We start from the raw sequence: 23,069 nt of genomic DNA, 5'->3' as shown, positions 1-23,069 counted from the left end.
ATGGCGGCATTCGAATACAAGGCCCTCGACAACAAGGGGCGCAGCAAGAGCGGCGTAATGGAGGGCGACTCGGCCCGTCAGGTACGCCAGCTGCTGCGCGAGCAGGGGCTCACTCCCCTCGAGGTGAACGAGACCACCGAGAAGGCGAAACGGGAAGCGACCCGCTTCGCCCTGTTTCGGCGCGGTGCCAGCACTGCCGAGCTGGCCCTGATCACTCGCCAGCTGGCCACCCTGGTGGGGGCCGGGCTCACCATCGAAGAGGCGCTCAAAGCAGTCGCCGAGCAATGCGAAAAGGCCCACCTGCGCTCTCTGGTGGCGACCGTGCGCAGCAAGGTGGTGGAAGGTTATTCACTGGCCGACTCGCTGGGGGCCTTCCCCCATGTGTTCGACCAGCTGTTCCGTTCCATGGTGGCGGCCGGTGAAAAATCGGGCCATCTGGAGAAGGTGCTCAACCGCCTCGCCGACTACACCGAGCAGCGCCAGCATATGCGCACCAAGCTGCTGCAGGCGATGATCTACCCCATCGTGCTTACCTGCGTGGCTATCGGGGTTATCTCGATCCTGCTTACCGCCGTGGTGCCCAAGGTGGTGGCCCAGTTTGAACACATGGGCCAGCAGTTGCCGGGCACCACCCGCTTTCTCATCGGCACCAGCGAACTGATGCAGGCCTACGGCCTCTGGTTCCTGCTGCTGATCTTCCTTGGCAGCTTTGTCTGGCGCTGGTGGCTCACCGATGAAAAGCGTCGCCGACGCTGGCATCAAGTGCTGCTCGGCCTGCCGGTGATTGGCCGGGTCAGCCGCGGTCTCAACACCGCCCGTTTCGCCCGTACTTTAAGCATCCTCAATGCCAGTGCGGTGCCGCTGCTGGAGGGAATGAAGATCTCCGGTGAAGTGCTCTCCAACGACTTTGCCAGAATGCGCATTCTCGAGGCCGCCGAACGGGTGCGCGAGGGGACCAGTCTGCGCAAGTCGCTGACCGAGACCAAAATTTTCCCGCCCATGATGCTGCACATGATCGCCTCCGGCGAGCAGAGCGGCGAGCTCGACAGCATGCTGGAGCGGGCGGCAGACAACCAGGATCGGGAGTTTGAATCCCAGGTCAATATCGCCCTCGGGGTGTTCGAACCCATGCTGGTGGTCTCCATGGCCGGGGTGGTGCTGTTTATCGTGATGTCGATCCTGCAGCCGATCCTCGAGCTCAACAATATGGTGAATATGTAAGTTTCCGGTGTTCGGTGGCGCCGCTGGCGGCCCGTCGAACCCACCCTGTGATCACTCTCTGATGGGCTATCCCATCTCATTCGTTACGGAGCAACTCATGAACAAACGTCGTCAATCCGGTTTTACCCTGCTGGAAGTCATGGTGGTCATCGTGATCCTCGGCATTCTGGCCAGTCTGGTGGTGCCCAACCTGATGGGTAACAAGGAGAAAGCTGACCAGCAGAAAGCGGTCTCCGATATCGTGGCGCTGGAAAATGCCCTCGACATGTACAAGCTGGACAACAACCGCTACCCGACCACCGAACAGGGTCTGGATGCGCTGGTGGCCAAGCCCTCCATCGATCCGGCGCCGCGCAGCTACCGCGATGGCGGCTACATCAAGCGCCTGCCGCAAGATCCCTGGGGCAACCCGTACCAGCTGCTGAGCCCGGGCCAGTTCGGCAAGATCGACATCTTCTCCATGGGTCTGGATGGCGAAGCCGGTACCGATGACGACATCGGCAACTGGAACCTGAAGGATTTTCAATAAGTGATATGCCGCCACCGCACTCCTTGTGAGCTGACTGCATGAAGCGATCTCTCTCCTTTCATCGCCAATCCGGCTTTACTCTGCTGGAAGTGTTGCTGGTCGCCATGCTGATGGGGCTGGTGGCCACCGCCGTCACTCTCAGCATGGGAGGCGCCAGAGGGGATAGGGAGCTGGACAGGCAGGCGCGTCGCCTGATGGCGACGCTGCAGCTGGCGCAGGAGTACGCGGTGATGGATGGTCGGCTGGTAGGCATTCGCATCGAGGATAACGGCTGGCAGTTTATGCAGCGTCAGGCAAAGGATCGCAAGTGGCTGGCCCTGACTGGCGACAAGCAACTTGGGCCGGTGCAACTGGCCGAGAACATGACGCTGGCGCTGGAGCTGGAAGGCTTTGGCTGGCAGCCGGACTCCGACGAGAAAACCGAACAGAAGCGCGACGAGAAGGAGCGCACGCCACAGCTGCTCATCTTCCCGGGCGGCGAGCTGAGCCCGTTCGTGCTCACCTTCACCCAGCAGGATGAGGATGCCCGCTACACCCGCATCGTCAAGGGGGACGAGTTCGGCCGCCTCACCCTGCTCACCGGTGATGAAGATGAAGAGGTGAGCGAATGAACGCCCGCGGTATGACGTTATTTGAGAAAGGAGTGATGGTGGCGCCACCTCTGTGCCAACAACATGTGCAACGGGTGGCACGATGAACGCACGGGGCATGACATTACTCGAAGTGATGGTGGCGCTGGCAGTCTTTGCCATCGCGGGTCTCGCGGTAATGAAAACCGCCAGCGAACACCTCTCGGCCCTCAACTATCTGGAGCAGAAGACACTCGCCACCTGGGTGGTAGAGAACCAGCTGGTGCAACAGAAGCTCGAGAACAAGTGGCCCGGCGACAGCTGGGTGGAAGGGGATGAGCAGATGGCGGGCAGCACCTGGTACTGGCGCTATCGCGGCGTCGCCACCGCCGACAACAACTTCCGGGCACTCGATATGGAAGTGCGTACCGAGGCCAAGGCCGAGAACCCGGTCGCCATGATGCGGACCTATATCAGCCGATGACCCAGCTATCCGCCCGCACGCCTCGCCCCGTCGGCCATGCCGGTTTTACCCTGCTCGAAATGCTGGTGGCGATCGCCATCTTCGCTACTCTCAGCATGGGCGCCTATCAGGTGCTGCAGGGGGTGCTCACCAGCGACGAGGTAGCCAAGCGCAAGGAGGCCCGCCTCAACGAATTGCAGCTCGCCTTCACCCTGCTGGAGCGAGACATCACCCAGATGGTGCCGCGCAGCGGTCGCATCGAGGGGGAGAACAACAAGGTGCTACTGGCGGCTTCCCGGTTCGGCCAGCAGAGCGATGACTGGGGCATGGCCTTTATGCGCAGTGGCTGGCTCAACCCGGACGGCATGCTGCCTCGCTCCCATCTGCAACGGGTCGGTTGGCGCCTCAAGGAGCAGAAGCTGGAGCGCCTGAGCTATCTCTATCCGGATCCGGTGATCGGCACCGAGCCGCGCATCCAGCCGGTGCTGGCGGGAGTCACGGCGTTTCGCCTCTACTTCTTCGACAAGGGCAACTGGAAAGAGGAGTGGACCCAGCGCAGCGTGCTGCCCCACGGGCTGGCAGTGGAGCTGGATCTGGAAGATTACGGCACCATTCGCCGTCAGTTCCTGATTGGCGCCGGTGGCCAGCGCGCCGAAGAGAACAGCCAGAGCAGCAACCCCGACCAGGGGGGCGGCAACAACAGCAATAACGGGAACAACGGCGGCAACGGCAATACCAATGGCGGTAATGGTGACAGCCAGAACGGAGGGGACGCCAATGCGGGCTAATCTCGCCGCTCCCGGTCGCCAGCGCGGCATGGCGCTGCTGGTGGTGCTGCTGATCCTCTCGGTGATGGTGATCATTGCCAGCAATATGAGCGGCCGCCTGCAGCTTGAGCTGCGCCGCACCGCCAATATCACCACCGGCAAACAGGCGTGGTGGTATGCCCTCTCGGCGGAAGCGCTGGTGAGCAAGGTGCTGACGCAGGATTTCAAGGACAACCCCGAGGTGGTCAACCTCAGCCAGAACTGGGCCCGCAAGAACACTGTGTTTCCGGTGGACGATGGCCAGCTCAAGGGCGAGGTGACCGACCTGCAATCCTGCTTCAACCTCAACAGCCTGAGCGTGGCCTCCAAGGCGGGAAGCGGCGAGGAGCTGGCGCAGCAGCCCTATCCGGTGCAGGTGTTTCGCGAACTGCTCAAGCAGCTGGCGATGGATGATTACGAGGCGGCCCAGCTCACCGATGCTATTCGTGACTGGACCGACAAGGATACGGTGCTGGTCTCCAGCCTTGGTGCAGAAGACGCCTATTACGAGGGGCTCAAGCCACCCTATCTGACCGCCAACCAGTGGATGCTGGGCAAGGATGAGCTGAGGGCGGTGCGCGGGGTGACAGCCAGGGTCTATGCCAAACTGGCCCCCTACGTCTGCACCCTGCCTAACGACAAGTTGAAGATCAATATCAATACCCTTGCCCCCCAGCGCCCCGAGCTGCTGGTTGCCCTCTATCTGGGCACTATCGGGCTAGATGACGCCAAGCGGGTGCTGAACGAGCGGCCACAGAAGGGGTGGAAAGAGAGCAAGCTGATGACGGACATGCTCGCTCCGGTCGATTCGGTGAAAGGACTGAAAGAAGCGCTGGTGGTCAAGAGCGACTTCTTCGAAGCCCGAGTCGTGGCCGAGGTCGGCGACAACCGGGCCTGGCTCGAAACCCTGTTCCAGCGGGGCAAGGACAATAAACTGGTCATGCTGCGCCGCCTCAGTAGCGGCGCCGAATAAACAGCGCACCTGCAGGCCATCGCCTGCGGGTACGAGAGATGTTGGATGCAGCCTGCGGGCTGCGCACCGGTTGCCAGGGCGCACAACGCCCTTTGCAAACCGGTATCGCAGGAGAGAGATGCGTGAGCGAAAGTCTGGTCATCCGACTGGGGACCAATAAACAACAACCCGTGACCTGGCTGGTCTGGTCCGGTCAGGAGCAGGAGATCATCGCCTCCGGCACCCTGCCCTCGGCCGATGCCCTGGGCGAGCTGCAGGAGCGGGCCGGTGGCCGCCCCGTGGTCACGCTAGTGCCGGGCAGCGATCTGATCTTCCGGCGCGTCACCCTGCCGGGTCGCTACAACCGCCAGTCAGCGGCAGCCCTCCCCTACCTGCTGGAGGAGCAGATCGCCTCCGACGTGGACGAGCTCCATCTGGTGGTGCTGGCCCACGAAGGGCAACAGGTCGACCTGATGGCGGTGGATCGGCAGAAGATGGCCGAGTGGCTCGGCTGGCTCGATGCCGCTGGCCTCAAAAGCCTGCAACTGCTGCCCGATGTGCTGGCGCTGCCACAGGCCGCTGATGGCTGGTCAGCCCTGCAACTCGGCAGCGAGTGGCTGGTACGCCAGGGCCCCTGTCAGGGGATCGTCGCCGACGAGCCGCTGCTGGCCATCTTGCTGGCCGCCGAAGCGGAGCCGGTCACCATCCACAGCCACACACCGGTGCCCGCCATTGCCGCCGCCAACTGGCAGGCGGCGGAGCCTGAACTCCCCATGCTGCTGCTGGCCAAGGGGGCCCTCACCTGCCGGGCCAACCTGCTGACCGGCCCCTACCGGCCGCAGACCGAATATGCCCGCTATTGGTTGCAGTGGCGCAAGGTAGCCATCACCGCCGGTCTGTTGCTGCTGGTGGCCCTCGGCCAGCGCGGGGTGCAGCTCTATCAGCTCACCGAGCAGGACAAGGCGCTGAAAGCGGAGATCCGTGCCGTCTATACCCGCATCTTCCCGGGTGAGAGCCGCATCGTGAACGTGCGCAGCCAGATGAACCAGCATCTGCAACAGATGGGACAAGCCCCACAAAACGGCGTGCTGCTGATGCTCACCGAGCTGGCCCCCACCTTTGCCGAAATACCCGGTCTGAAACCGCAGGTGATGCGCTTTGATGCCAGTCGCCGCGAGCTGCGGCTGCAGGTGACCGCCCCCGGCTTTGCCGAGATCGAGCGGTTCCGCGAGCTGGCCGGCAAGCAATTCGAGGTACAGCAAGGCGAGGTGCGCAGCACCGAGGGCAAGGTAGAGGGCGCACTGGTGCTCAAGGGTAAATCATCATGATGGAAAAATTGCAGGGCTGGTGGCACGGCATCACAGCACGGGAACAGCGGCTGGTGGTCGCAGGCGGCGTTCTGCTGCTGGTCGGTCTCTTCTACTGGAGCGTCTGGCAGCCCATCGCCAACCGCATCGCAGAGAGGGAGCGGCAGGTGCAAAACCAGCAGCAGACGCTCGCCTGGCTCAAGGAGAAGGGTGAAGAGGTGCTGGCCATGCAGGGGGGCTCGGGTCGCCAGATCGACACCAGCGGCACCCTGGAAGGGGTGGTCAACCGCACCGCCTTCAACCACAAGATCAAGATTGCCCGGCTGCAACCCCAGGCGCAGGAGCTGCAAGTGTGGATCGACACGGTCCAGTTCGATGACTTGCTGCTCTGGCTCTCCACGCTGGTGGAGCAGCACGGCATTCAGGTTCAAATCATCGAGATCGCCCGCGAGGATCTGGCCCCGGGTCTGGTCAAGGTCAGACGTTTGCAGTTGAGTCGTCCACAATGAAAAAACGCATCCTGATTGCCAGCCTGTTTATGGCCGCCTATCTGCTCTTCCTGCTGGCCACCCTGCCCGCGGCACTGGTGGCTCGCCATCTGCCGCTGCCTGCCAACGTTGCAAATCTGCTGAAACTGGAAGGGGTGAGCGGCACCCTCTGGAGTGGCCAGATTGCCCGACTGCAATATGCCAGCGAATCGGTGAACCAGCTGCGCTGGGATCTCAACGGCTGGTCGCTGCTGCGCTTCGCCCCCGAAGTGGCCATTCGCTTTGGCGATCGCAACGGACTCAATGGTCAGGGCGTTGTCGGCTGGAATGGCGCCGCCTTCGGCCGGGATCTGACCCTCAACGCCCCCGCCCCCTGGTTGCTGAGCCGTGTGCCGATGCGCCTGCCGATCCCGATCTCCGTCAGCGGCCAGCTGCAACTCAAGGTGGAGCAATTTGCCCAAGGAACCTCCTGGTGTGACAACCTCTACGGCAACCTCGACTGGTACAATGCCAGCGCCGATACCCCGGCGGGCAAGCTGGATCTGGCCGACCCCGAGGTGAAACTCACCTGCCTCGACTCCAAACTGGTGGCCGAACTCAAGCAGGGCTCGGATGCGGTGCAGACCATGGGTCGCCTCGAGCTGCAACCCAATGGCCAATACCTGTTCCAGGGCACCCTGAAACCGGGCCCAGAACTGCCACCGCAGATGCAACAGGGGCTCCCCTTCCTCGGCCAGCCCGACAGTCAGGGCCGCTTCCCCCTGCGCTATCAGGGGCGGATCTAACCCCTATCCCGCTGACCCCGGAGCCACTCCGGGGTCAGCTTGTTTATCCCTTTGTGCCTTCTCCTCTCACTGCACTGACCCCCTCAGCCCTTCCTCATTTAACTCTGACGTACAGCCACGTCCCCTGTAAGAGTGTCTGATCCCCCTCTCTTTCAACCCGCTCTGCGCAGCAACAACCAGCCTCACTCGTCAATCCACTTGCCGCAAATGGTCAATGAGCGCACACCTCATTCAAAAAGTGGCAACTCGCCACAGCCAAATTAAATATCAATAAGATTGCATCATTTGATAAATGTGAGCTGTCACCCGTTATTGATCTTTTCCAGCCACATTCCAGCCACCCACAAAAGCATAAAAATAACTAGCTGAAAAATAACGATAAAAAATGAAAATCATCCTCTTCACGCCCCATTCAATCTCATTTCCTTTGTGCCAACCCATCAGAAATGTGAGCAACGGCAAAACAACAGGTCAACCAGAGACTATTGATAAAAACATCTAAATACCAGATGGAACCCAGAGACCGATACAATGAAGTCAATTTGAGATGATTGATGTGTCTTGATAACACAACAGGCAACCATCTCGACCGATCTGTTCATTTGGTTTTCAAGCGTTGAGGGAAGGGTTATGGAAAAGAAGCGTATCTACCTGTTTTGCTCTGCCGGGATGTCCACTTCACTGCTGGTTTCAAAGATGAAGGCGCAGGCAGAAAAATATGATGTGCCGGTGCTGATCGATGCCTATCCGGAGACCCTGGCTGGCGAGAAGGGACAGGATGCCGATTTGGTGCTGCTGGGCCCGCAAATCGCCTACATGCTGCCGGAGATCCAGCAGCAACTGCCGGGCAAGCCGGTCGAGGTGATCGACACCCTGCTCTACGGCAAGGTCGATGGCCTCGGCGTACTGAAGGCAGCGGTCGCCTCCATCAAGAAGAGCCTCGCGCAGTAAGGAGACCCCTGTGAGCAACATCATCGCATCGTTGGAGAAGGTCATACTGCCCATAGCCGTCAAGCTGGGCAAACAACCTCATGTCAACGCCATCAAGAACGGTTTTATCAAGCTGATGCCCCTGACGCTGGTCGGGGCCATGTTTGTTCTCATCAACAACGTCTTTCTGAGCTTTGGCGAAGGCTCCTTCTTCTACTCTATCGGCGTGCGGATCGATCCCGCCACCATCGCCACCCTTGATGGCCTCAAGAGTATCGGCGGCAACGTCTATAACGGCACCCTGGGGATCATGTCCCTGATGGCCCCCTTCTTTATTGGTCTGGCACTGGCCGAAGAGCGCAAGACCGACCCCCTGGCCTCCGGTTTGCTGTCGGTTGCAGCCTTTATGACCGTCACGCCGTTCAGCGTGGGCGAAGCCTATGCGGTCGGCGCCAACTGGCTGGGCGGAGCCAACATCATCTCCGGCATGCTGATCGGTATCGCCGTGGCCGAAATGTTCGCCTTTATCGTCCGTCGCAACTGGGTCATCACCCTGCCAGACAGCGTTCCAGCTTCTGTCTCCCGCTCCTTCTCGGCTTTGATTCCGGGCTTTATCATCCTCTCCATCATGGGGGTGATCTCCTACCTGCTGAACAATGCCGGCACCAACTTCCACCAGCTGATCATGGACTGTATCTCCACCCCGCTGGCCAATATGGGGGGTCTGGTGGGCTGGGTCTATGTGATCTTCTCCTCCTTCCTCTGGTTCTTCGGTGTACACGGCATGCTGGCGCTCACTGCGCTGGAGTCAGGCGTACTTTTCCCCTTCGCCCTGGAAAACGTAGCCCTCTACAACCAGTACGGTTCGGTCGAAGCGGCGTTGGAGGCAGGCAAGCAGTTCCACTTCTGGGCCAAGCCGATCACCGACTCCTTCGTCTTCCTCGGCGGCACCGGTGCCACGCTGGGCCTCATCATCGCCATCTTTATGGTCTCCCGTCGCGATGACTACCGTCAGGTCGCCAAGCTGGGTCTGCCCTCCGGCATGTTCCAGATCAACGAGCCCATTCTGTTCGGCTTGCCGGTCATCATGAACCCCATCCTGCTGGTGCCCTTCATCCTGGTGCACCCGGTACTGATGGGGATCACCATGGTGGCCTACTACGCCGGGATCATCCCGCCGATCACCAACATAGCGCCATGGACCATGCCGACCGGCCTGGGTGCCTTCTTCAACACCAACGGCAGCGTGGCCGCCTTCTGTCTGGCGATATTCAACCTTGGCGTCGCGACCATGATGTATATCCCCTTCGTGCTGATTGCCAACAAAGCGCAGAACGTCATCGATGAAGAAGAGGAGAGCGAAGAGGATATCGCTCTGGCTCTGAAGTTCTGATAACAGCCATTCCAATGACAGCAGGGGAGGAGCAAAACGCCTCCCCTAACAGCCTGGAGAAGTAACCCATGCAGTATCGTTTTCCGGATAACTTCTGGTGGGGCAGCGCCAGCTCGGCCCCGCAGATGGAAGGTGCCGCCAACCGCGGTGGCAAATCCGCCAATATCTTTGACTACTGGTTCTCCATCGAGCCACAGCGTTTCCACAACGGGGTCGGCCCGACCGACACTTCCGCCTTCTATGACAACTTCGAGAGCGACATCAAGCTGCTCAAGCAGCTGGGGCACAACAGTTTTCGCACCTCCATCTCCTGGTCACGGCTGATCCCGGACGGGGTGGGCGAAATCAACCAGGAGGCGGTCAGCTTCTACAACGCCGTCTTTGACCGGCTGCTGGCCGAGGGGATCACCCCGCTTATCAACCTCTACCACTTCGACATGCCGATGTGCATGCAGGAGTGTGGCGGCTGGGAAAGCCGGGAAGTGGTGGCCGCCTATGTGCGCTACGCCACCCGCTGCTTCGACCTGTTTGGCGGTCGCATCAAGCACTGGTTCACCTTCAACGAGCCGATCGTGCCGGTCGAGTGTGGCTACCTTGGCCACTACCACTACCCCTGCGTGGTGGATTTTGGCCGGGCGGCCACCGTCGCCTACCATACCGCGCTGGCCCATGCCGGTGCCGTGCAGGCCTATCGCGCCTGTCAGCATGATGGCGAGATCGGCATCATCCTCAACCTGAGCCCGACCTATCCCCGCTCACAGGATCCGGCTGATCTCGCCGCCTCCCGCATCGCGGATCTGCTGCTAAACAAGAGCTTCCTCGATCCGGCCCTGAAGGGGAGCTACGACCCCGAGCTGGTCGCGCTGCTAGAGCAGTACGACTTGCTGCCGCAGATCGAAGAGGGTGACAAGGCGCTGCTCGCCGCCGGCAAGGTGGATATCCTCGGCATCAACTACTACCAGCCGCGCCGGGTCAAGGCCAAAGAGGTGGCGTGGCAGGGTGTACCGCGCACGCCGGAAGATCTGTTCGACTACTACGAGATGCCGGGCCGCAAGATGAACCCCCACCGCGGCTGGGAGATTTACGAAAAAGGGATCTACGACATCCTCACCGACCTGCGAGTCAACTACGGCAACCTGCCCTGCTACATCTCGGAAAACGGCATGGGGGTCGAAGGGGAAGAGCGCTTTATCGGTCCCGAGGGACGGGTGGAGGATGACTACCGCATCCAGTTCATTCGCGAGCACCTCCAGTGGCTGCATCGCGCACTGGAAGAGGGCAGCGCCTGTCGCGGCTATCACCTGTGGACCTTTATCGACAACTGGTCGTGGCTCAACGCCTACAAGAACCGTTACGGCTTCGTCCGCCTCGATCTGGAGAGCCAGCAGCGCACCATCAAGAAGAGCGGCTACTGGTTTGCCGAGGTAGCGCGCAACCATGGTTTTAATTAACGGTTTCAATTAACGCATTTACGTAAGGAACGACACATGTTCGATCTGGACAACATCACTGAAGAGGCCACCACCAGCAACGATCTGGAAGAGGTGGTTATGGGGCTTATCATCAACTCCGGGCAGGCCCGCAGTCTCGCCTACACCGCGCTGAAAAAAGCCAAGGAGGGGGATCTGGCCGCCGCTCACCAGCTGATGGCCCAATCCCGCGAGGCGCTCAATGCCGCCCATCTGGTGCAGACCCAGCTGATCGAGGACGATCAGGGGGAAGGCAAGATCCCGGTCACCCTGGTGCTGGTCCATGCCCAGGATCACCTGATGACCTCCATGCTGGCCCGTGAGCTGATCAGCGAGCTGATCGAGCTGCACGAAAAGCTGCAGAACCAATAACCTCCGGACGGGGCGAAAGGCCCCGTCATCGGCCCGCAGATCAGGAAGCGACTCATGAGCGTTAAAACAATCCGGGAAACCGAACTGTTTAACAACAAACCGTTCCACATGTTCATCTACAACAAACAGGTGAGCGGAACCGGTTTGCACCAGCACGACTACTACGAGTTCACCCTGGTACTGACCGGTCGTTACTATCAGGAGGTCAACGGCAAGCGGGTGCTGCTGGAGCGGGGGGACGTGGTCTTTATCCCGCTCGGCTCCCGCCATCAAAGCTTCTACGAGTTCGGCACCACCCGCATCTTCAACGTCGGGATCACCCGTACCTATTTTGACGAGCACTTCAAATACCTGCTGCCGGAACACTTCGTCGCCTCACAGGCCTATCCGCTCAAGAGCGAGTTCCTCAGCTACATCGAGTCGGTGCTGGTCTCGCCGGGGTTTAGGGAAGAGGCGCTGACCGAATTTCTCGAAGTGGTGACCTACGCGGTGATGAACCGGCTGCGTCACTACAAGGACACCTCCGCCAGCGATGATCTTCCGCTCTGGCTCCACGAAACCGTGGAGCGGATGCACGATCGCCCCCTCTTTGCCGAGGATGCGCTGGCCAACATGGTCTCCCTCTGTGGCAAGAGCCAGGAGTATCTGACCAGGGCCACCCGGCGTTACTACAACAAGACGCCGATGCAGATCATCAATGAGATCCGGATCAACTACGCCAAGATGCAGTTGGAGGTGACCAACAACTCGGTGGCCGATATCGCCTTCGAGACCGGCTACAACGACGTCAGCCTCTTTATCAAAAACTTCAAGAAGCTCACCTCGTTTACCCCGGGCAGTTACCGCAAATATCTCTATCCGAAATTCGAAAGTTCAGCCTGAGACCAGCGACTTGCTGACCTAAACAACCCGGTTCAAGAGAACCAATCCATTGTGACCAGCCCCTGCCACAGGCGGCTGCGGCCCCTCTCACCATGAAGACAGAGCGGCCACCATCAAACCTAGAAAGATCAATGAAGAGGGATTTATGAGCGAGAAGATCAAGGTAGTCACCATTGGCGGCGGCAGCAGCTACACCCCCGAGCTGGTCGATGGTTTCATCAAGCGCTATGCCGAGCTGCCCATCAGCGAGCTGTGGCTGGTGGATATTCCCGCTGGCGAAGAGAAACTGAACATCATCTTCGATCTCTGCCAACGGATGATCCGCCAGGCAGGCATCCCCATGACCCTGCACAAAACCCTGGATCGCCGCGAAGCACTGGTGGGCGCCCACTTCGTCACCACCCAGCTTCGCGTCGGCCAGCTGCAGGCGCGGGAGAAGGATGAGCGCATCCCCTTGAGTCACGGCATGCTGGGGCAGGAGACCAACGGCGCGGGCGGCCTGTTTAAAGGGCTACGCACCATTCCGGTTATCTTCGATATCATCCGCGACATGGAAGCGCTTTGCCCGGATGCCTGGCTGATTAACTTCACCAATCCGGCCGGCATGGTGACCGAAGCGGTGCGCCGTCATACCAACTTCCGCCGCTTTATCGGGGTGTGCAACATTCCGGTCGGCATGCAGATGTTTGTGCGCGATGCCCTCCAGCTCACCGAGCGGGATCACCTCTCGATGGACTTGTTTGGCCTCAATCATCTGGTCTTTATCGGCGATGTGCTGGTAAACGGCGAATCCCGCTTTGACGAGCTGCTGGAAGGGGTCGCCGATGGCAGCCTGACCCGCGCCAGCTCGGTCAAGAACATCTTCGACCTGCCGTTCGACCCCGGTTTTATCCGCGGTCTTCGCCTGCTTCCCTGCTCCTACCTGCGTTACTACTTCAAGGAGAAAGAGATGCTGGGGATCGAGATGGGCGAGTTCTATAAAGGCGGCGCCCGGGCTCAAGTGGTGCAGCAGGTCGAGAAGAAACTGTTCGAGCTCTACCAGAACCCCGATCTGTGCGAAAAGCCCAAGGAGCTGGAGCTGCGTGGCGGCGCCTACTACTCCGATGCAGCCTGCGAAGTGATCAGCGCCATCTACAACGACAAGCAGAGCGAGCACTACGTCATCGTGCCCCATCAGGGCCATGTCACCAATATCCCGGCCGACTGGACGGTGGAGATGAGCTGCCTGATCGGCCGTGACGGCGCCATTCCCCATCCGCGCCTCACCCGCTTTGACGACAAGGTGAACGGGCTGGTGCATCTCATCAAGAGCTTCGAGATCGCTGCCGCCAAGGCCGCCATCAGCGGCAACTTCGATGACCTGCTGTTGGCGATGAACCTCAACCCGCTGATCCACTCAGACAACGATGCCCGCATCGTCGCCCGCGAGCTGTTGCTGGCCCACCGCGAACACCTCCCCAACTTCGCCGCCGCCATCGACGCCCTCGCCTGAGGCCAGCACGCCCCGCCCGAACCACCCGAACCAGCGGGGCGCTTAACCGCAAGAGAACTGTCATGAGCAAGAGATTGATCATCAACGCCGACGACTTCGGCCTCTGCCGCGCCCAAAACTACGGCATCATAGAGGCGTTCGATCACGGGGTCGTCAGCTCCACCACTGCGATTGTCACCTCCCCCGCCATCGAGCATGCCGCCTGGCTGGCCAAACGCTTCCCCGAATTGCCAGTCGGGCTGCACTTTATGCTCAGCTGGGGGAAGCCGCTCACGCCGCTCACCTCGCTGGTGAACGAGCAGGGCGAGCTCAACAAGGGGATCTGGCACAAGAGCGAGGCGGGAGAGCTGGATCTGGCCGAGATATCCGGCGAGCTGGCGAGTCAGTATCAGCGCTTTGTCGAGATCTTCGGCCAACGGCCGACCCATATCGACAGCCACCACCATGTTCATATGTTGCCGACTATCTACCCGCTGGTGGAGGCTTTCGCCAAGGCGCATGGCCTGCCACTTCGCATCGACCGGGGCGAAATAGCCCGCCACGGTCTGACCGTCACCCACCCGCAGAGCTGCGATCGGTTTGACGACCGCTTCTACGGCGCGCAGCTGACCCAAGCCGACTTGCTGCAACTGCTCGATGAGGCCAGTGAACAGGGGGCCCATTCGCTCGAGATCATGTGCCACCCCTCCTTTATCGATCTGGAGATGCAAGGCAGCACCTACTGCCAGCCCCGTCTCAACGAACTGGCTATCCTGACCGACCCGTCCCTGCCCACCCTTATCGCCGAGCGCGGCTACCGCCTCGCCAGCTATCGGGAGTGGCAATAGCCAGCACACCATCAGGTGGACCGGTAAAAACCGCAGACACAAAAAAGCCCAAGCGGGTGACCGCTTGGGCTTTCTCTTTGAATATGGCGGAGGAGGTGGGATTTGAACCCACGGATGGTCGCCCATCGCCGGTTTTCAAGACCGGTGCATTCAGCCGCTCTGCCACCCCTCCGAACGGCGTGCATACTACGCTAAGCCCTTGTTCATATGCAATACATATTTCCTGTGGGATAGTGTGCGGGAGCAAAATGGCAGGTGGCTTGAAATTGTTCCTCGTCATCCCTATTTGTTCTACATACAATGCGTAAACATGCAGTAACAAACAGCGATCACGAGGCGGCTGCTCGCCGTCTCACCCGGACATCAAGAGGACACCCAAGATGGATACCCGTTCTATCTACACTGGCACCCAAAGTGCCGTACGCGATACCAACAAGGTGCTGCGTAACACCTATATGCTGCTCTCCCTCACTCTGGGCTTCTCTGCCGTGGTGGCGGGGGTCGCTACCGTGATGAACATGCCCCCGCTGCACTGGGCCGTGTTCCTGATCGGTGTCTACGGTCTGATGTTCCTGACCGAGAAGAATCGCAACAACGGCATGGGGCTGGTCTTCACCTTCGCCCTGACCGGTCTGCTGGGCTATAGCCTGGGCCCCATCATCAACATGTACATGAACAATGGTGGTGGCGAGATCGTGATGACCGCCCTTGGCGGCACCGCGCTCACCTTCTTCGGTCTGTCGGCCTACGCCCTGACCACCAAGCGTGACCTCTCTTTCATCGGCGGCATGCTGTTCGTCGGTTTCTGGGTACTGCTGGTGGCCATGATTGCCAACATCTTCCTGCAGATGAGCGCCCTGAGCCTGGCCCTGTCCGCCATGTTCATGCTGTTCTCTTCCGGTGCCATCCTGCTGACTACCCAGCAGATCGTGCGCGGCGGCGAGACCAACTACATCTCTGCCACCGTCACCCTGTATGTCTCCATCTACAACATCTTCCTGAGCCTGCTGAGCCTGCTTGGCGGCAACCGCAACTAATCAGAAACCCCGCTTCGGCGGGGTTTTTATTGGCGCCGATTTTTGTCAGGATAAGTTGTAAATCAAGGATATGAAGCGAAGTGGCCCTGATTTGGATCAGTGCCACTTCGCGCTTGGCGGGCTACTATCTCGCTCTCGTTTCGATCAAGGGTTTCACCTGTCTCATGTCGATGGATCTCTCTGGCCTGCTGCGCCGACTGCTGACCGATAGTCACATCTACTTCGCCCTCAAGGTGCTGCTGGCCATTCTCGGTCTGCTCGCCTTCACCCTGGCCACAGGCAATATCCAGCTCACCGTACTGCTCTCCCTCGGGGTAGTGGCGGGCGCCATCGCCGAAACCGACGACAGCCTGTGGGGACGGCTCAAAAACCTCGCCATGACGCTCATCTGCTTTATGTTCGCGTCCCTGTGCGTGCAGTATCTCTACCCCACCCCCTGGCTGTTTGCCATCGGGCTGGCCAGCTCCACCTTTATCTTCGTGATGGTGGGGGCGCTCGGCGCCCGCTATGCCACCATCAGTTTTGGCTCCCTGCTCATCGCCATCTACACCATGCTGGGTGCCGCCAAGGCGCCGGATCTCTTCTACCAGCCGCTGGCCCTCGGCGCTGGCGCCCTCTGGTACGGGCTGGTCTCGTTCATCTGGCTCTGGCTGCTGCCCTACAAGACCCTGCACGAGCAGCTGGCCCAGAGCTACTTCGCCCTTGGCCGCTACCTGCTGGAAAAATCCCGCTTCTTCCCGGCAGACGAGCACGGCGCCCAGGCCATTCGCCACAATCTGGCCCAGCTCAACATCAATCTGGTGAGCGCGCTGACCCTCACCAAGTCGGCCCTCAACGCCCGTCTGAGCCGCCGCCATCCGGCGAGCCCCGAGCTGGCCAGCCTGCTGCGCCTCTACCTGCTGGCACTGGAGATTCACGAACGCGCCACCTCCAGCCACTACCCCTACAGCCGGCTGGAAGCAGAGCTCAAGCAGGGCATCGTACTGGAAGGATTTCAGGAGGTGTTTCTGCAACTCTCCGAGGCGTGCCAGCGGCTCGGTTACGCCATTCTGGTGCACAAGCCCTACGCCCATAACAAGCGCATCCACTGGACGCTTGAGGCCCTTGGCGATCAGCTGGAGTTCACCAATCTCAAGCAGCACTACCCGAAAACCCTGCTGACGCCGATGAAGTTCCTGCGCCGCAATCTGGCCAGCATCAACCAGCTGCTCGGCAGCGCCGAAGTGCTGCAAAACCCCGAGCAGCCGGAGCAGGAGCTGCCCGCGCTGGCCAAGCCGCCCCGCCTGCCGCTGCTGACCCAGCTCAAGCAGCACCTCACCTTGCACTCAATGGTGTTTCGCCATGCGCTGCGCCTATCCTTGGGGCTGGTGATCGGCTACGGCATACTGCAAGCCTTTGATCTGGAAAAGGGCTACTGGATTTTGCTGACCGTGCTGTTTGTCTGCCAGCCCAGCTACAGCGCCACCCGCCGCCGACTGGTGCAGCGGATGCTCGGCACCTTCGCCGGTATTCTGGTGGGCATTCCGGTGCTCTGGCTGTTCCCCGAGCTGCACATTCAGCTGGTGGTGATGGGGCTGGCCGCCTTCCTCTTCTTTACTCAGGTACGCAACAACTACAGTGCCGCGGTCTGCTTTATCACCCTCTACGTGCTGATGGCGTTCAACCTGCTCGATGGCATCGGCTTTGCGATCCTCGGGCCGCGGCTGCTCGATACCCTGCTCGGCTGCCTCATCTCCTACGGGCTGGTGGCCTGGCTCTGGCCGGACTGGCAGTACAAGCGGCTGCCGACCCTGATCGCCAATTCGCTCTCGGCCAACGCCCGCTACCTCTCGGCGGTGCTGGCAAGCCTCAAGCAGCAGCGGGACGAATCCATCGACTATCGGGTGGCGCGCAAGAGCGCCCATCTGGCGGACAGCGAGCTGGCTACCGCCTGGCAGAGCATGCTGGTGGAGCCGCAAAAGCGCCGCCGCTTCCTCGATCTCTGCTTTACCCTCACCTGGCGCAACCACGCCCTGCTCTCCTACATCTCGGCGCTGGGAGCCCATCGCGACAAGCTGGAGGCCATCAGCGGGCTGGATGAGGTGCGCCACCACATCTGCCACACCCTGGAGCAGGCTGCCGGCCATCTGGCGGGCAACCCCTCCAGCTCAATCGGTGGTCAGAGCCCCCTTCTTTGCACGGACAGCTGTCCGGACAGCAGCGAGGAGCAGCTGATGCTGACCCAGCAGCTCAACCTGATCAGCGAGCTGGCGGATCAGCTGCTGCATCTGGCCAACGAGAGCCGGTTGCTCACCGGGGATCAAGGCGCTACCATGCCCGCCCAATCCTGATAGCCCCATTAGCGAGGAGCCCCCATGTCTGCGTCCGAAAAACATCAGCTGGAATTCAACGGCCAACTCATCGAGACCGATGCCAAGGGCTACCTGCTCAACAGCAACGACTGGAGCGAGGAGCTGGCGCTGGTGCTGGCCGCGCAGGAGGGTATCGAACTGGAGGAGCCGCACTGGGAAGTGGTGCGCTTTGTGCGCGCCTTCTATCTGGAGTTCAACACCTCCCCCGCCATCCGCGCGCTGGTCAAGGCGATGGAGAAGCAGTACGGCCCCGAGAAGGGCAACAGCCGCTACCTCTACAAGCTGTTCCCGGAAGGCCCAGCCAAGCAGGCAACCAAGATTGGTGGCCTGCCCAAACCGGTGAAGTGCATCTGATCCCATGCATCTCATCCCATAACAACGGGGGCCGCAACTGCGGCCCCCGTTGTGTTTGGTGCGCTATCTTCGCGCACCGTCCATTCATATATCTCAGGCTTCCAGCCAGCCTTAACTCCGCTTGTCAGCCAGCGCCACCAGCTGCTCCGCAAGCCGGTGGCCGTGCAGGTAGGAGGCGATCAGCTCGCTATCCGCCTTGCCCGATTCAATCTGCTGATACCAGTGCGCCAGCATGGCGGCAAAGCCGCGCTGGGCCAGCACCGGCTGCCAGTCGTTGGGGCTAAGCATCTGCGCCTGCTTGTCGCGGGCGATGATGCCGCGAGTGCAGTTCTCAAGGTGCAGGGAGAGATTGTCGCCGTAGGCATCGATGCGCTCCTCGGTGATCCCGGCGCTGCGGTTCATGCTGCCGCTGATGGCGCGATCGCCGCTCTGCCAGCTGACGCTCACCCCAGCCAACAGGCTGTTGTCCTGCGCACAGGGGCGCAATACCGCATGGAGATCCCCCTGCGGCACGCCGCCATAGAAGCAGAGGCTGTCGAGCACATGGATAAAATCGTCGAACATAAAATCCCGCCCCTTGCCCGGCAGGGCGAAGCGGTGCTTTTGCCAGTTAAGCTCGGTGAGCGGCTGGGCCCGCGCCTCGGCCATGGCGGGCAGATAGCGGCGGTTAAAGCCGGTAAAGAGGGCGCAATCTTGCGCGATGGCGAGGTTGGCCAGCGCCTCGGCCTCGGCCAGATTGTCGCACAGGGGCTTGTCGACAAAGGTGGGGATCCCTGCCCGCAGGCACTGTTCGGCCAGCTCGCGGTGCACCGCGGTGGCGGCGTGGATCATCAAGGCGTCGGGGCGGCTGGCCAGCGTGGCCGCCACATCGGTAAAGCACTCGGCGACCCGATACTGGCGGGCCAGCTTCTCCAGCACAGCTGGATTGCGGGTGCAGAGCAGCGGGGTGACCCGCTCGTCGCTCGCCAGCAGCGGCAGATAGGCTTTCTGGGCGATATCCCCCAGACCAATCATGGCAATGCGCATCTCAACTCCTTTTCACTCGATAACGGGACAAGCGGATAACTGCCCGCACCATCGCAGGATTTGTCCCGCAGATCCAGCCTACCGTTAGCGCACTGGCTGGTAACGGCTTGTCTCTACAATCCAAAAGTTAAATATCCCGTAAAAGGGGTTTTTCCCCGAAAGCACTCTGCTCTCGGGGCTTTTTGTATAGCGGAGCCAGAACAACGACAGATTGTGATTTTATTTCGACGACGGCACCCAGATTTATGTCATCCGGGTCACTGTCAGAGCAGCCTCGTTTGGCTTACTATGGCGCTCTTGTCCCTGTTGCCGAGCAAAGGGACTATTTCAGGCCATTTGCCGGAATGGATTACCACTGACCAACGCCCTATTTGGTCGCAGCTTATTGGCGCGGCCACTATTGCCTGTGCGCTATCGGCGCCTATAAACGCGTTATTTATGGATGTATAACGATGAAATCATCAATTGCAGTCAAAGCCTTGTCGCCCTATATATTCGCAATATTGTCAGTTGGACTGATGTCCAGCGGATATCATGCGCTGCCGATCTATTGCGGCCTGGCCATTGTCGTCTATCCGGTGCTGGTTGCCATGCTGGCGGACGAGTGGGAAAAACAGGGGCTGGTCTATCGCGAATCAACCCAGGTCGAGGTTGATGTCAATGTGCGCGGGATCCTTATCAAAGAGCAGAGACGGCATCTGGAGAATCTCTATTTTGTCTCGCCGGAAGTGATGCAGACCAAACTCACCAGCCTCGCCCGCCTCAAACTGCTGTTCTGCGGCGCCATGTTTGCCGTGTCACTCTATGAACTCGCGCAGCAAGCCGAGGCACAATTTGCCCTGCACGTCGTCAATTTGATCGATATCTCCGACCTGATGATCGGCCTTGCTGGGGTGCTGTTTCTCGGCCACTGTGCGAGAAAAAGCCTCTCCCTCTACGGGACCTGTCGCCATAAAAACTATCTGGTGCAGAGTCATAACGAACCCGGCCTCCAGCTCTATAGCGCAGCCATTTCTGCCAAGGCGGCAAACCTGCAAGTGACCCATACCCGCATGTTCGATGCCTTATTGGCGTGGTATTGAGCAAGCTTTACCTCGAATAACGACGACTTGGGATAACGACCTTGCGACGTGTTTCCTCATCCTCGAAAGCGCACTGCGCTCGGGGCTTTTTGTATGGCGGGGGCAAACCTGCACAGAAGATAGAAAAAAGGAAGGAAGTCGAGACTTCCTTCCTTTTGGCTTGCGCAGCGGCCTGTGTCTCAGTTTATCTTGCCCATTTCAACGGCAAAGCTGGTCGCCAGCTGGGCAAACTTGAGGGCGTGGCCAGCCGAGGGATCCGAGTTTTGCAACGTATCCTGCGCCGTGTGGATCCTGGGGTTGTATTCGCTAAAGCGTGACTCGAACGGCATGGCGGCGGGGTAGCCCTGATTGTGCCAGGAGGCGTGATCCGAGCAACCATAGCCACAACTGTCATAGCCATAGCTGACTTGCGGCAAATAGGCATCGATCAGCTGGGTGAGGTAGCCGGTCAGCCCCTTGTCGGTGTAGTCAGTCATAAAAACGATGTCGTTCGCCGAGCCCTTGTAGTTGGTCATGTCCAGCTGGAGCGCGGCCAATACCTTGGTGTTGGCCGCCTTGTAGCGGCTGGCGATATCCTTGGAGCCTCGCAAGCCCACCTCCTCTGCCGCATAGCCGATAAATTGCAGGGTGCGCTCCGGCTGGCGGCCCTGTTCGGCAATGACCCGCAGCACCTCGGTCAGGGTGGCGATGCCGGAGGCGTCATCATCGGCGCCGGGGGCCAGCGTCTTGCTGTTGGGGGCCGAGCCTGCGGTGGAATCGAGATGGCCACCGAGCACCACCACCTCGTCCGGATAGCGGCTTCCCTTGAGGGTCAGCACCACCGATTGTTGCGGGTAGCCGCTATGTTTGACCCGGCTGACGCTGGCCCATGGCAGGGTGCTGCCGAGGCTCTGCCACTGGCTGGCCACCCAGTCGGCGGATTGCGTGCCGGTAGTGGTGGTGTAGTAGCGGTTGCGCCAGCCGGATAGCTTGCTGATGGTGCTGGCGATATTGCCTTGATCCAGATGGGACAGCAGCCGGTTGACACTGGCCCCCTGGGTCAATGGCGGTGCGCTGAACAGGTTTTGGCTAAGGGGCTGGGCCATGCTCTGCAGCGCATCGGCCAGGGTCGTGTGCACCACATAGCCTCCGCAGCGCTGGTGGCCTTCGTGCATCAGGTGCGAGAGGGAGCCAAGCTCGCTTGCCTCAATCTGGGCCAGCTGGATAGGCGCCCCGCTGGCACTGAACAGAGGGGAGAGCTTGGCATTGACCTGCTTGAGTTCAACCCCGCTATCGGCCCCAATCGTGATCCACACGGGCGCCCCCGCCTGAACGGCAAGGGGCATCAGGGGGAGCAAAAGGGCTGCAGTCATCGCTTTCATGTCGGATCCTTCCGGTTATGGTTAACAGTAAGTAGGCTTAATGGGCCTCATAGGAATACCAACCTAGTCTAGGCACTCACTGCTGTCAAAAAGGTGGATGTCCCGAAAAAAGGGCGCTTATTAGCGGCCAAGTGCTCTATGTCGATGCCTGCTCCCGTTCAAGCCTGACCCAATGCCTTTGTAATGCCTTGTCGATGTTTTTCCTCTTCCCCGACAGTGCCAGCTCTCGGGGCTTTTGCATGGCGGGGGCCAAAGCTGCAACAGAATGGGTTTCGTATTGAGCCCATTTTGGCTAACATGCCGCACTTCACGAAGCGACAAGGGCAAGGACGCGATGAGCAACAAGACACTGCAATCTCTCTTTCACTACAAACGCTGGGCCGATGGCGAACTGCTGGATGCGATCACCACACTCGATGCGCAGCAATATGGCGAGGCACACCACACCTGCCTCAGGATCTTCAACCATATCCATGTGGTCGATGCCATCTTCAAGGCCAATCTGCTGGGGGAACGCCACGGCTTTACCGCCACCAATACCCCGGAGACACCGACCCTCACCGCCCTGCGCAGCGCAGTCACCAAGCTGGATAACTGGCTGGTGGATTACGTCGCGTCGCTGAGCACGCAAGAGGGTGCAACCCCGCTCTCGTTTCGCTTTGTCGATGGTGACAAGGGGCAGATGAGCCGCGATGAAATGCTGCTCCATCTGGTGACTCATGGCGGCTATCACAGGGGAGCCATCGGGCGGATTCTGGTGCAGTGTGGCATCACGCCGCCGCGCGATACCCTGACCACCTTCCTGCATCGCAGCGAGCCGGAGCGACGTGGCCAAGATAGCGCGTCACTGGCGCAATAACGGAGTCTTGTCCTTATGAATCGTCTTGTATGTATTTCTCATCCGCTGCTGCTCGCGCTGCCATTGCTGCTAGGTGGCTGCGCCGCCGCCATCGATCACTATTCGGGGCGCTTTCGCGAGACCCTGACACGGGGACAACCCCGAGAACATATCCGTGCCGAGTTGGGCGAACCGCAGCCTTGTACACAAGGCCAATATATGGATACGCCGCAGGTCAAGGGGTGCGATCGCTTTACCGTGCTCGGCAAGATCCACAAGCGCGCTGACGGCAATGGCCAGGCCACGGCGAGCGCCGTGACATTGGGGCTGGGGGAGCTGATCCTGGTGCCGATGACGGTGGCCGGCGTGGCGGCGGACTACACCCAGCGCCACACCATTACCGTCTATTACGATCGGGACGATCACTACCTGTTTCACACCCTGCAGAACGCCAAGGGGCAGGAGGTAAGGCAATAAGCCCCCATCCCAAACGCGCTCACTGACCACTCAGCCGTGACCGGCGCAGTGGTTGGTT

23 protein-coding genes, 1 tRNA gene and 1 pseudogene are annotated in these 23,069 nt (G+C 60.2%); 22 read left to right on the top strand and 3 right to left on the bottom strand.

What is annotated here, in order from left to right; all coding sequences use genetic code 11:
- The 16 genes and pseudogenes from exeF to chbG all read left to right on the top strand — a co-directional run bounded on the left by exeF (position 1) and on the right by chbG (position 14,485).
- Entirely contained in the window at positions 1-1,221 is a 1,221-nt protein-coding gene (gene exeF, locus A9G06_RS05960; protein WP_005338296.1) for a GspF family T2SS innner membrane protein variant ExeF, read from the top strand.
- A gap of 97 nt (positions 1,222-1,318) precedes the next feature.
- Entirely contained in the window at positions 1,319-1,750 is a 432-nt protein-coding gene (gene exeG, locus A9G06_RS05955; RefSeq protein ID WP_069554575.1) for a GspG family T2SS major pseudopilin variant ExeG, read from the top strand.
- Positions 1,751-1,788: 38 nt separating this feature from the next.
- The gene (gene exeH, locus A9G06_RS05950; RefSeq protein ID WP_069554574.1) at positions 1,789-2,361 is read left to right on the top strand and encodes a GspH family T2SS minor pseudopilin variant ExeH; all 573 of its coding nucleotides are present in this window, start codon (positions 1,789-1,791) and stop codon (positions 2,359-2,361) included.
- A gap of 82 nt (positions 2,362-2,443) precedes the next feature.
- On the top strand, positions 2,444-2,803 hold the full coding sequence (gene exeI, locus A9G06_RS05945) for a GspI family T2SS minor pseudopilin variant ExeI (protein WP_005338301.1): 360 nt from the start codon (positions 2,444-2,446) through the stop codon (positions 2,801-2,803).
- A pseudogene (gene gspJ / locus A9G06_RS05940) lies at positions 2,800-3,447 on the top strand (type II secretion system minor pseudopilin GspJ); the annotation flags it as partial. The gene exeI and the pseudogene gspJ, both read left to right, overlap by 4 nt.
- 112 nt (positions 3,448-3,559) lie before the next feature.
- Complete coding sequence (gene exeK / locus A9G06_RS05935; RefSeq protein ID WP_083243736.1) at positions 3,560-4,561, top strand: GspK family T2SS minor pseudopilin variant ExeK; 1,002 nt, start codon at positions 3,560-3,562, stop codon at positions 4,559-4,561.
- A 122-nt stretch (positions 4,562-4,683) separates the two neighbouring features.
- Complete coding sequence (gene exeL / locus A9G06_RS05930) at positions 4,684-5,868, top strand: GspL family type II secretion system protein ExeL (RefSeq protein WP_069554572.1); 1,185 nt, start codon at positions 4,684-4,686, stop codon at positions 5,866-5,868.
- Positions 5,865-6,356 (top strand): GspM family type II secretion system protein ExeM, encoded by a 492-nt coding sequence (gene exeM, locus A9G06_RS05925; RefSeq protein WP_069526321.1) that lies wholly within the window; start codon positions 5,865-5,867, stop codon positions 6,354-6,356. The genes exeL and exeM overlap by 4 nt, the downstream gene beginning before the upstream one ends.
- Positions 6,353-7,120 carry a GspN family type II secretion system protein ExeN gene (gene exeN, locus A9G06_RS05920; RefSeq protein ID WP_069554571.1) on the top strand — a complete coding sequence of 256 codons (768 nt, stop codon included), beginning with the start codon at positions 6,353-6,355 and terminating at the stop codon, positions 7,118-7,120. The genes exeM and exeN overlap by 4 nt, the downstream gene beginning before the upstream one ends.
- Before the next feature lie 630 nt (positions 7,121-7,750).
- A complete protein-coding gene (locus A9G06_RS05915) occupies positions 7,751-8,071 on the top strand; it encodes a PTS sugar transporter subunit IIB (RefSeq protein WP_005350034.1) in 321 nt (106 codons plus the stop codon).
- Between the two features lie 10 nt (positions 8,072-8,081).
- On the top strand, positions 8,082-9,443 hold the full coding sequence (gene chbC / locus A9G06_RS05910) for a PTS N,N'-diacetylchitobiose transporter subunit IIC (protein WP_069554570.1): 1,362 nt from the start codon (positions 8,082-8,084) through the stop codon (positions 9,441-9,443).
- 68 nt (positions 9,444-9,511) lie between these two features.
- Positions 9,512-10,894: a glycoside hydrolase family 1 protein gene (locus A9G06_RS05905; RefSeq protein ID WP_069554569.1), complete on the top strand. Its 1,383-nt coding sequence runs from the start codon at positions 9,512-9,514 to the stop codon at positions 10,892-10,894.
- A gap of 36 nt (positions 10,895-10,930) precedes the next feature.
- Positions 10,931-11,284, top strand: a complete 354-nt coding sequence (gene chbA, locus A9G06_RS05900; RefSeq protein ID WP_005350025.1) for a PTS N,N'-diacetylchitobiose transporter subunit IIA — start codon at positions 10,931-10,933, stop codon at positions 11,282-11,284.
- A 54-nt stretch (positions 11,285-11,338) separates the two neighbouring features.
- Positions 11,339-12,166: a transcriptional regulator ChbR gene (chbR, locus tag A9G06_RS05895; protein WP_069554568.1), complete on the top strand. Its 828-nt coding sequence runs from the start codon at positions 11,339-11,341 to the stop codon at positions 12,164-12,166.
- 145 nt (positions 12,167-12,311) lie between these two features.
- Positions 12,312-13,658, top strand: a complete 1,347-nt coding sequence (locus A9G06_RS05890) for a 6-phospho-beta-glucosidase (RefSeq protein ID WP_069554567.1) — start codon at positions 12,312-12,314, stop codon at positions 13,656-13,658.
- Positions 13,659-13,720: 62 nt separating this feature from the next.
- Complete coding sequence (gene chbG / locus A9G06_RS05885; RefSeq protein ID WP_069554566.1) at positions 13,721-14,485, top strand: chitin disaccharide deacetylase; 765 nt, start codon at positions 13,721-13,723, stop codon at positions 14,483-14,485.
- An 84-nt stretch (positions 14,486-14,569) separates the two neighbouring features.
- On the opposite strand, the gene A9G06_RS05880 is transcribed toward chbG, so the two are convergent.
- A tRNA-Ser gene (locus A9G06_RS05880) sits at positions 14,570-14,657 on the bottom strand.
- 208 nt (positions 14,658-14,865) lie between these two features.
- On the opposite strand from A9G06_RS05880, the gene A9G06_RS05875 reads away from it, so the two are divergent.
- The 3 genes from A9G06_RS05875 to A9G06_RS05865 all read left to right on the top strand — a co-directional run bounded on the left by A9G06_RS05875 (position 14,866) and on the right by A9G06_RS05865 (position 18,227).
- A complete protein-coding gene (locus A9G06_RS05875; protein WP_005338308.1) occupies positions 14,866-15,522 on the top strand; it encodes a Bax inhibitor-1/YccA family protein in 657 nt (218 codons plus the stop codon).
- A gap of 164 nt (positions 15,523-15,686) precedes the next feature.
- A complete protein-coding gene (gene yccS / locus A9G06_RS05870; RefSeq protein ID WP_069554603.1) occupies positions 15,687-17,852 on the top strand; it encodes a YccS family putative transporter in 2,166 nt (721 codons plus the stop codon).
- A gap of 24 nt (positions 17,853-17,876) precedes the next feature.
- Positions 17,877-18,227 carry a TusE/DsrC/DsvC family sulfur relay protein gene (locus tag A9G06_RS05865; RefSeq protein ID WP_005347582.1) on the top strand — a complete coding sequence of 117 codons (351 nt, stop codon included), beginning with the start codon at positions 17,877-17,879 and terminating at the stop codon, positions 18,225-18,227.
- Positions 18,228-18,338: 111 nt separating this feature from the next.
- On the opposite strand, the gene A9G06_RS05860 is transcribed toward A9G06_RS05865, so the two are convergent.
- On the bottom strand, positions 18,339-19,253 hold the full coding sequence (locus A9G06_RS05860) for a Gfo/Idh/MocA family oxidoreductase (protein ID WP_069554565.1): 915 nt from the start codon (positions 19,251-19,253) through the stop codon (positions 18,339-18,341).
- Between the two features lie 518 nt (positions 19,254-19,771).
- Here A9G06_RS05860 and A9G06_RS05855 point away from each other — a divergent pair.
- Positions 19,772-20,335 (top strand): hypothetical protein, encoded by a 564-nt coding sequence (locus A9G06_RS05855; RefSeq protein WP_234933241.1) that lies wholly within the window; start codon positions 19,772-19,774, stop codon positions 20,333-20,335.
- 179 nt (positions 20,336-20,514) lie between these two features.
- Here the strand turns inward: A9G06_RS05855 and A9G06_RS05850 are convergent, their stop codons facing one another.
- A complete protein-coding gene (locus tag A9G06_RS05850; RefSeq protein WP_069554564.1) occupies positions 20,515-21,696 on the bottom strand; it encodes a M28 family metallopeptidase in 1,182 nt (393 codons plus the stop codon).
- 334 nt (positions 21,697-22,030) lie between these two features.
- Between A9G06_RS05850 and A9G06_RS05845 the strand changes: the two genes are divergently transcribed.
- Together A9G06_RS05845 and A9G06_RS05840 are read left to right on the top strand one after the other, a co-directional pair.
- Positions 22,031-22,555: a DinB family protein gene (locus A9G06_RS05845; RefSeq protein WP_069554563.1), complete on the top strand. Its 525-nt coding sequence runs from the start codon at positions 22,031-22,033 to the stop codon at positions 22,553-22,555.
- Between the two features lie 15 nt (positions 22,556-22,570).
- Positions 22,571-23,011, top strand: coding sequence for a hypothetical protein (locus A9G06_RS05840; protein ID WP_069554562.1), 441 nt, complete (start codon positions 22,571-22,573; stop codon positions 23,009-23,011).
- Positions 23,012-23,069 lie beyond the last annotated feature (58 nt).

The organism is Aeromonas sp. DNP9 (assembly GCF_001728955.1).
Taxonomy (GTDB): Bacteria; Pseudomonadota; Gammaproteobacteria; order Enterobacterales; family Aeromonadaceae; genus Aeromonas; species Aeromonas veronii.
This window is presented reverse-complemented; position numbering and strand designations above follow the sequence as displayed.

Coding starts and splice junctions, on each gene's coding strand:
- exeI (WP_005338301.1), top strand. CDS start 2,444: ATGAACGCACGGGGCATGACATTACTCGAAGTGATGGTGGCGCTGGCA.
- A9G06_RS05860 (WP_069554565.1), bottom strand. CDS start 19,253: ATGCGCATTGCCATGATTGGTCTGGGGGATATCGCCCAGAAAGCCTAT.
- yccS (WP_069554603.1), top strand. CDS start 15,687: ATGTCGATGGATCTCTCTGGCCTGCTGCGCCGACTGCTGACCGATAGT.
- exeM (WP_069526321.1), top strand. CDS start 5,865: ATGATGGAAAAATTGCAGGGCTGGTGGCACGGCATCACAGCACGGGAA.
- exeN (WP_069554571.1), top strand. CDS start 6,353: ATGAAAAAACGCATCCTGATTGCCAGCCTGTTTATGGCCGCCTATCTG.
- A9G06_RS05845 (WP_069554563.1), top strand. CDS start 22,031: ATGAGCAACAAGACACTGCAATCTCTCTTTCACTACAAACGCTGGGCC.
- A9G06_RS05915 (WP_005350034.1), top strand. CDS start 7,751: ATGGAAAAGAAGCGTATCTACCTGTTTTGCTCTGCCGGGATGTCCACT.
- A9G06_RS05865 (WP_005347582.1), top strand. CDS start 17,877: ATGTCTGCGTCCGAAAAACATCAGCTGGAATTCAACGGCCAACTCATC.
- chbG (WP_069554566.1), top strand. CDS start 13,721: ATGAGCAAGAGATTGATCATCAACGCCGACGACTTCGGCCTCTGCCGC.
- chbR (WP_069554568.1), top strand. CDS start 11,339: ATGAGCGTTAAAACAATCCGGGAAACCGAACTGTTTAACAACAAACCG.
- A9G06_RS05840 (WP_069554562.1), top strand. CDS start 22,571: ATGAATCGTCTTGTATGTATTTCTCATCCGCTGCTGCTCGCGCTGCCA.
- A9G06_RS05850 (WP_069554564.1), bottom strand. CDS start 21,696: ATGAAAGCGATGACTGCAGCCCTTTTGCTCCCCCTGATGCCCCTTGCC.
- exeK (WP_083243736.1), top strand. CDS start 3,560: ATGCGGGCTAATCTCGCCGCTCCCGGTCGCCAGCGCGGCATGGCGCTG.
- chbA (WP_005350025.1), top strand. CDS start 10,931: ATGTTCGATCTGGACAACATCACTGAAGAGGCCACCACCAGCAACGAT.
- exeG (WP_069554575.1), top strand. CDS start 1,319: ATGAACAAACGTCGTCAATCCGGTTTTACCCTGCTGGAAGTCATGGTG.
- exeF (WP_005338296.1), top strand. CDS start 1: ATGGCGGCATTCGAATACAAGGCCCTCGACAACAAGGGGCGCAGCAAG.
- exeH (WP_069554574.1), top strand. CDS start 1,789: ATGAAGCGATCTCTCTCCTTTCATCGCCAATCCGGCTTTACTCTGCTG.
- A9G06_RS05875 (WP_005338308.1), top strand. CDS start 14,866: ATGGATACCCGTTCTATCTACACTGGCACCCAAAGTGCCGTACGCGAT.
- A9G06_RS05855 (WP_234933241.1), top strand. CDS start 19,772: ATGTCCAGCGGATATCATGCGCTGCCGATCTATTGCGGCCTGGCCATT.
- A9G06_RS05890 (WP_069554567.1), top strand. CDS start 12,312: ATGAGCGAGAAGATCAAGGTAGTCACCATTGGCGGCGGCAGCAGCTAC.
- A9G06_RS05905 (WP_069554569.1), top strand. CDS start 9,512: ATGCAGTATCGTTTTCCGGATAACTTCTGGTGGGGCAGCGCCAGCTCG.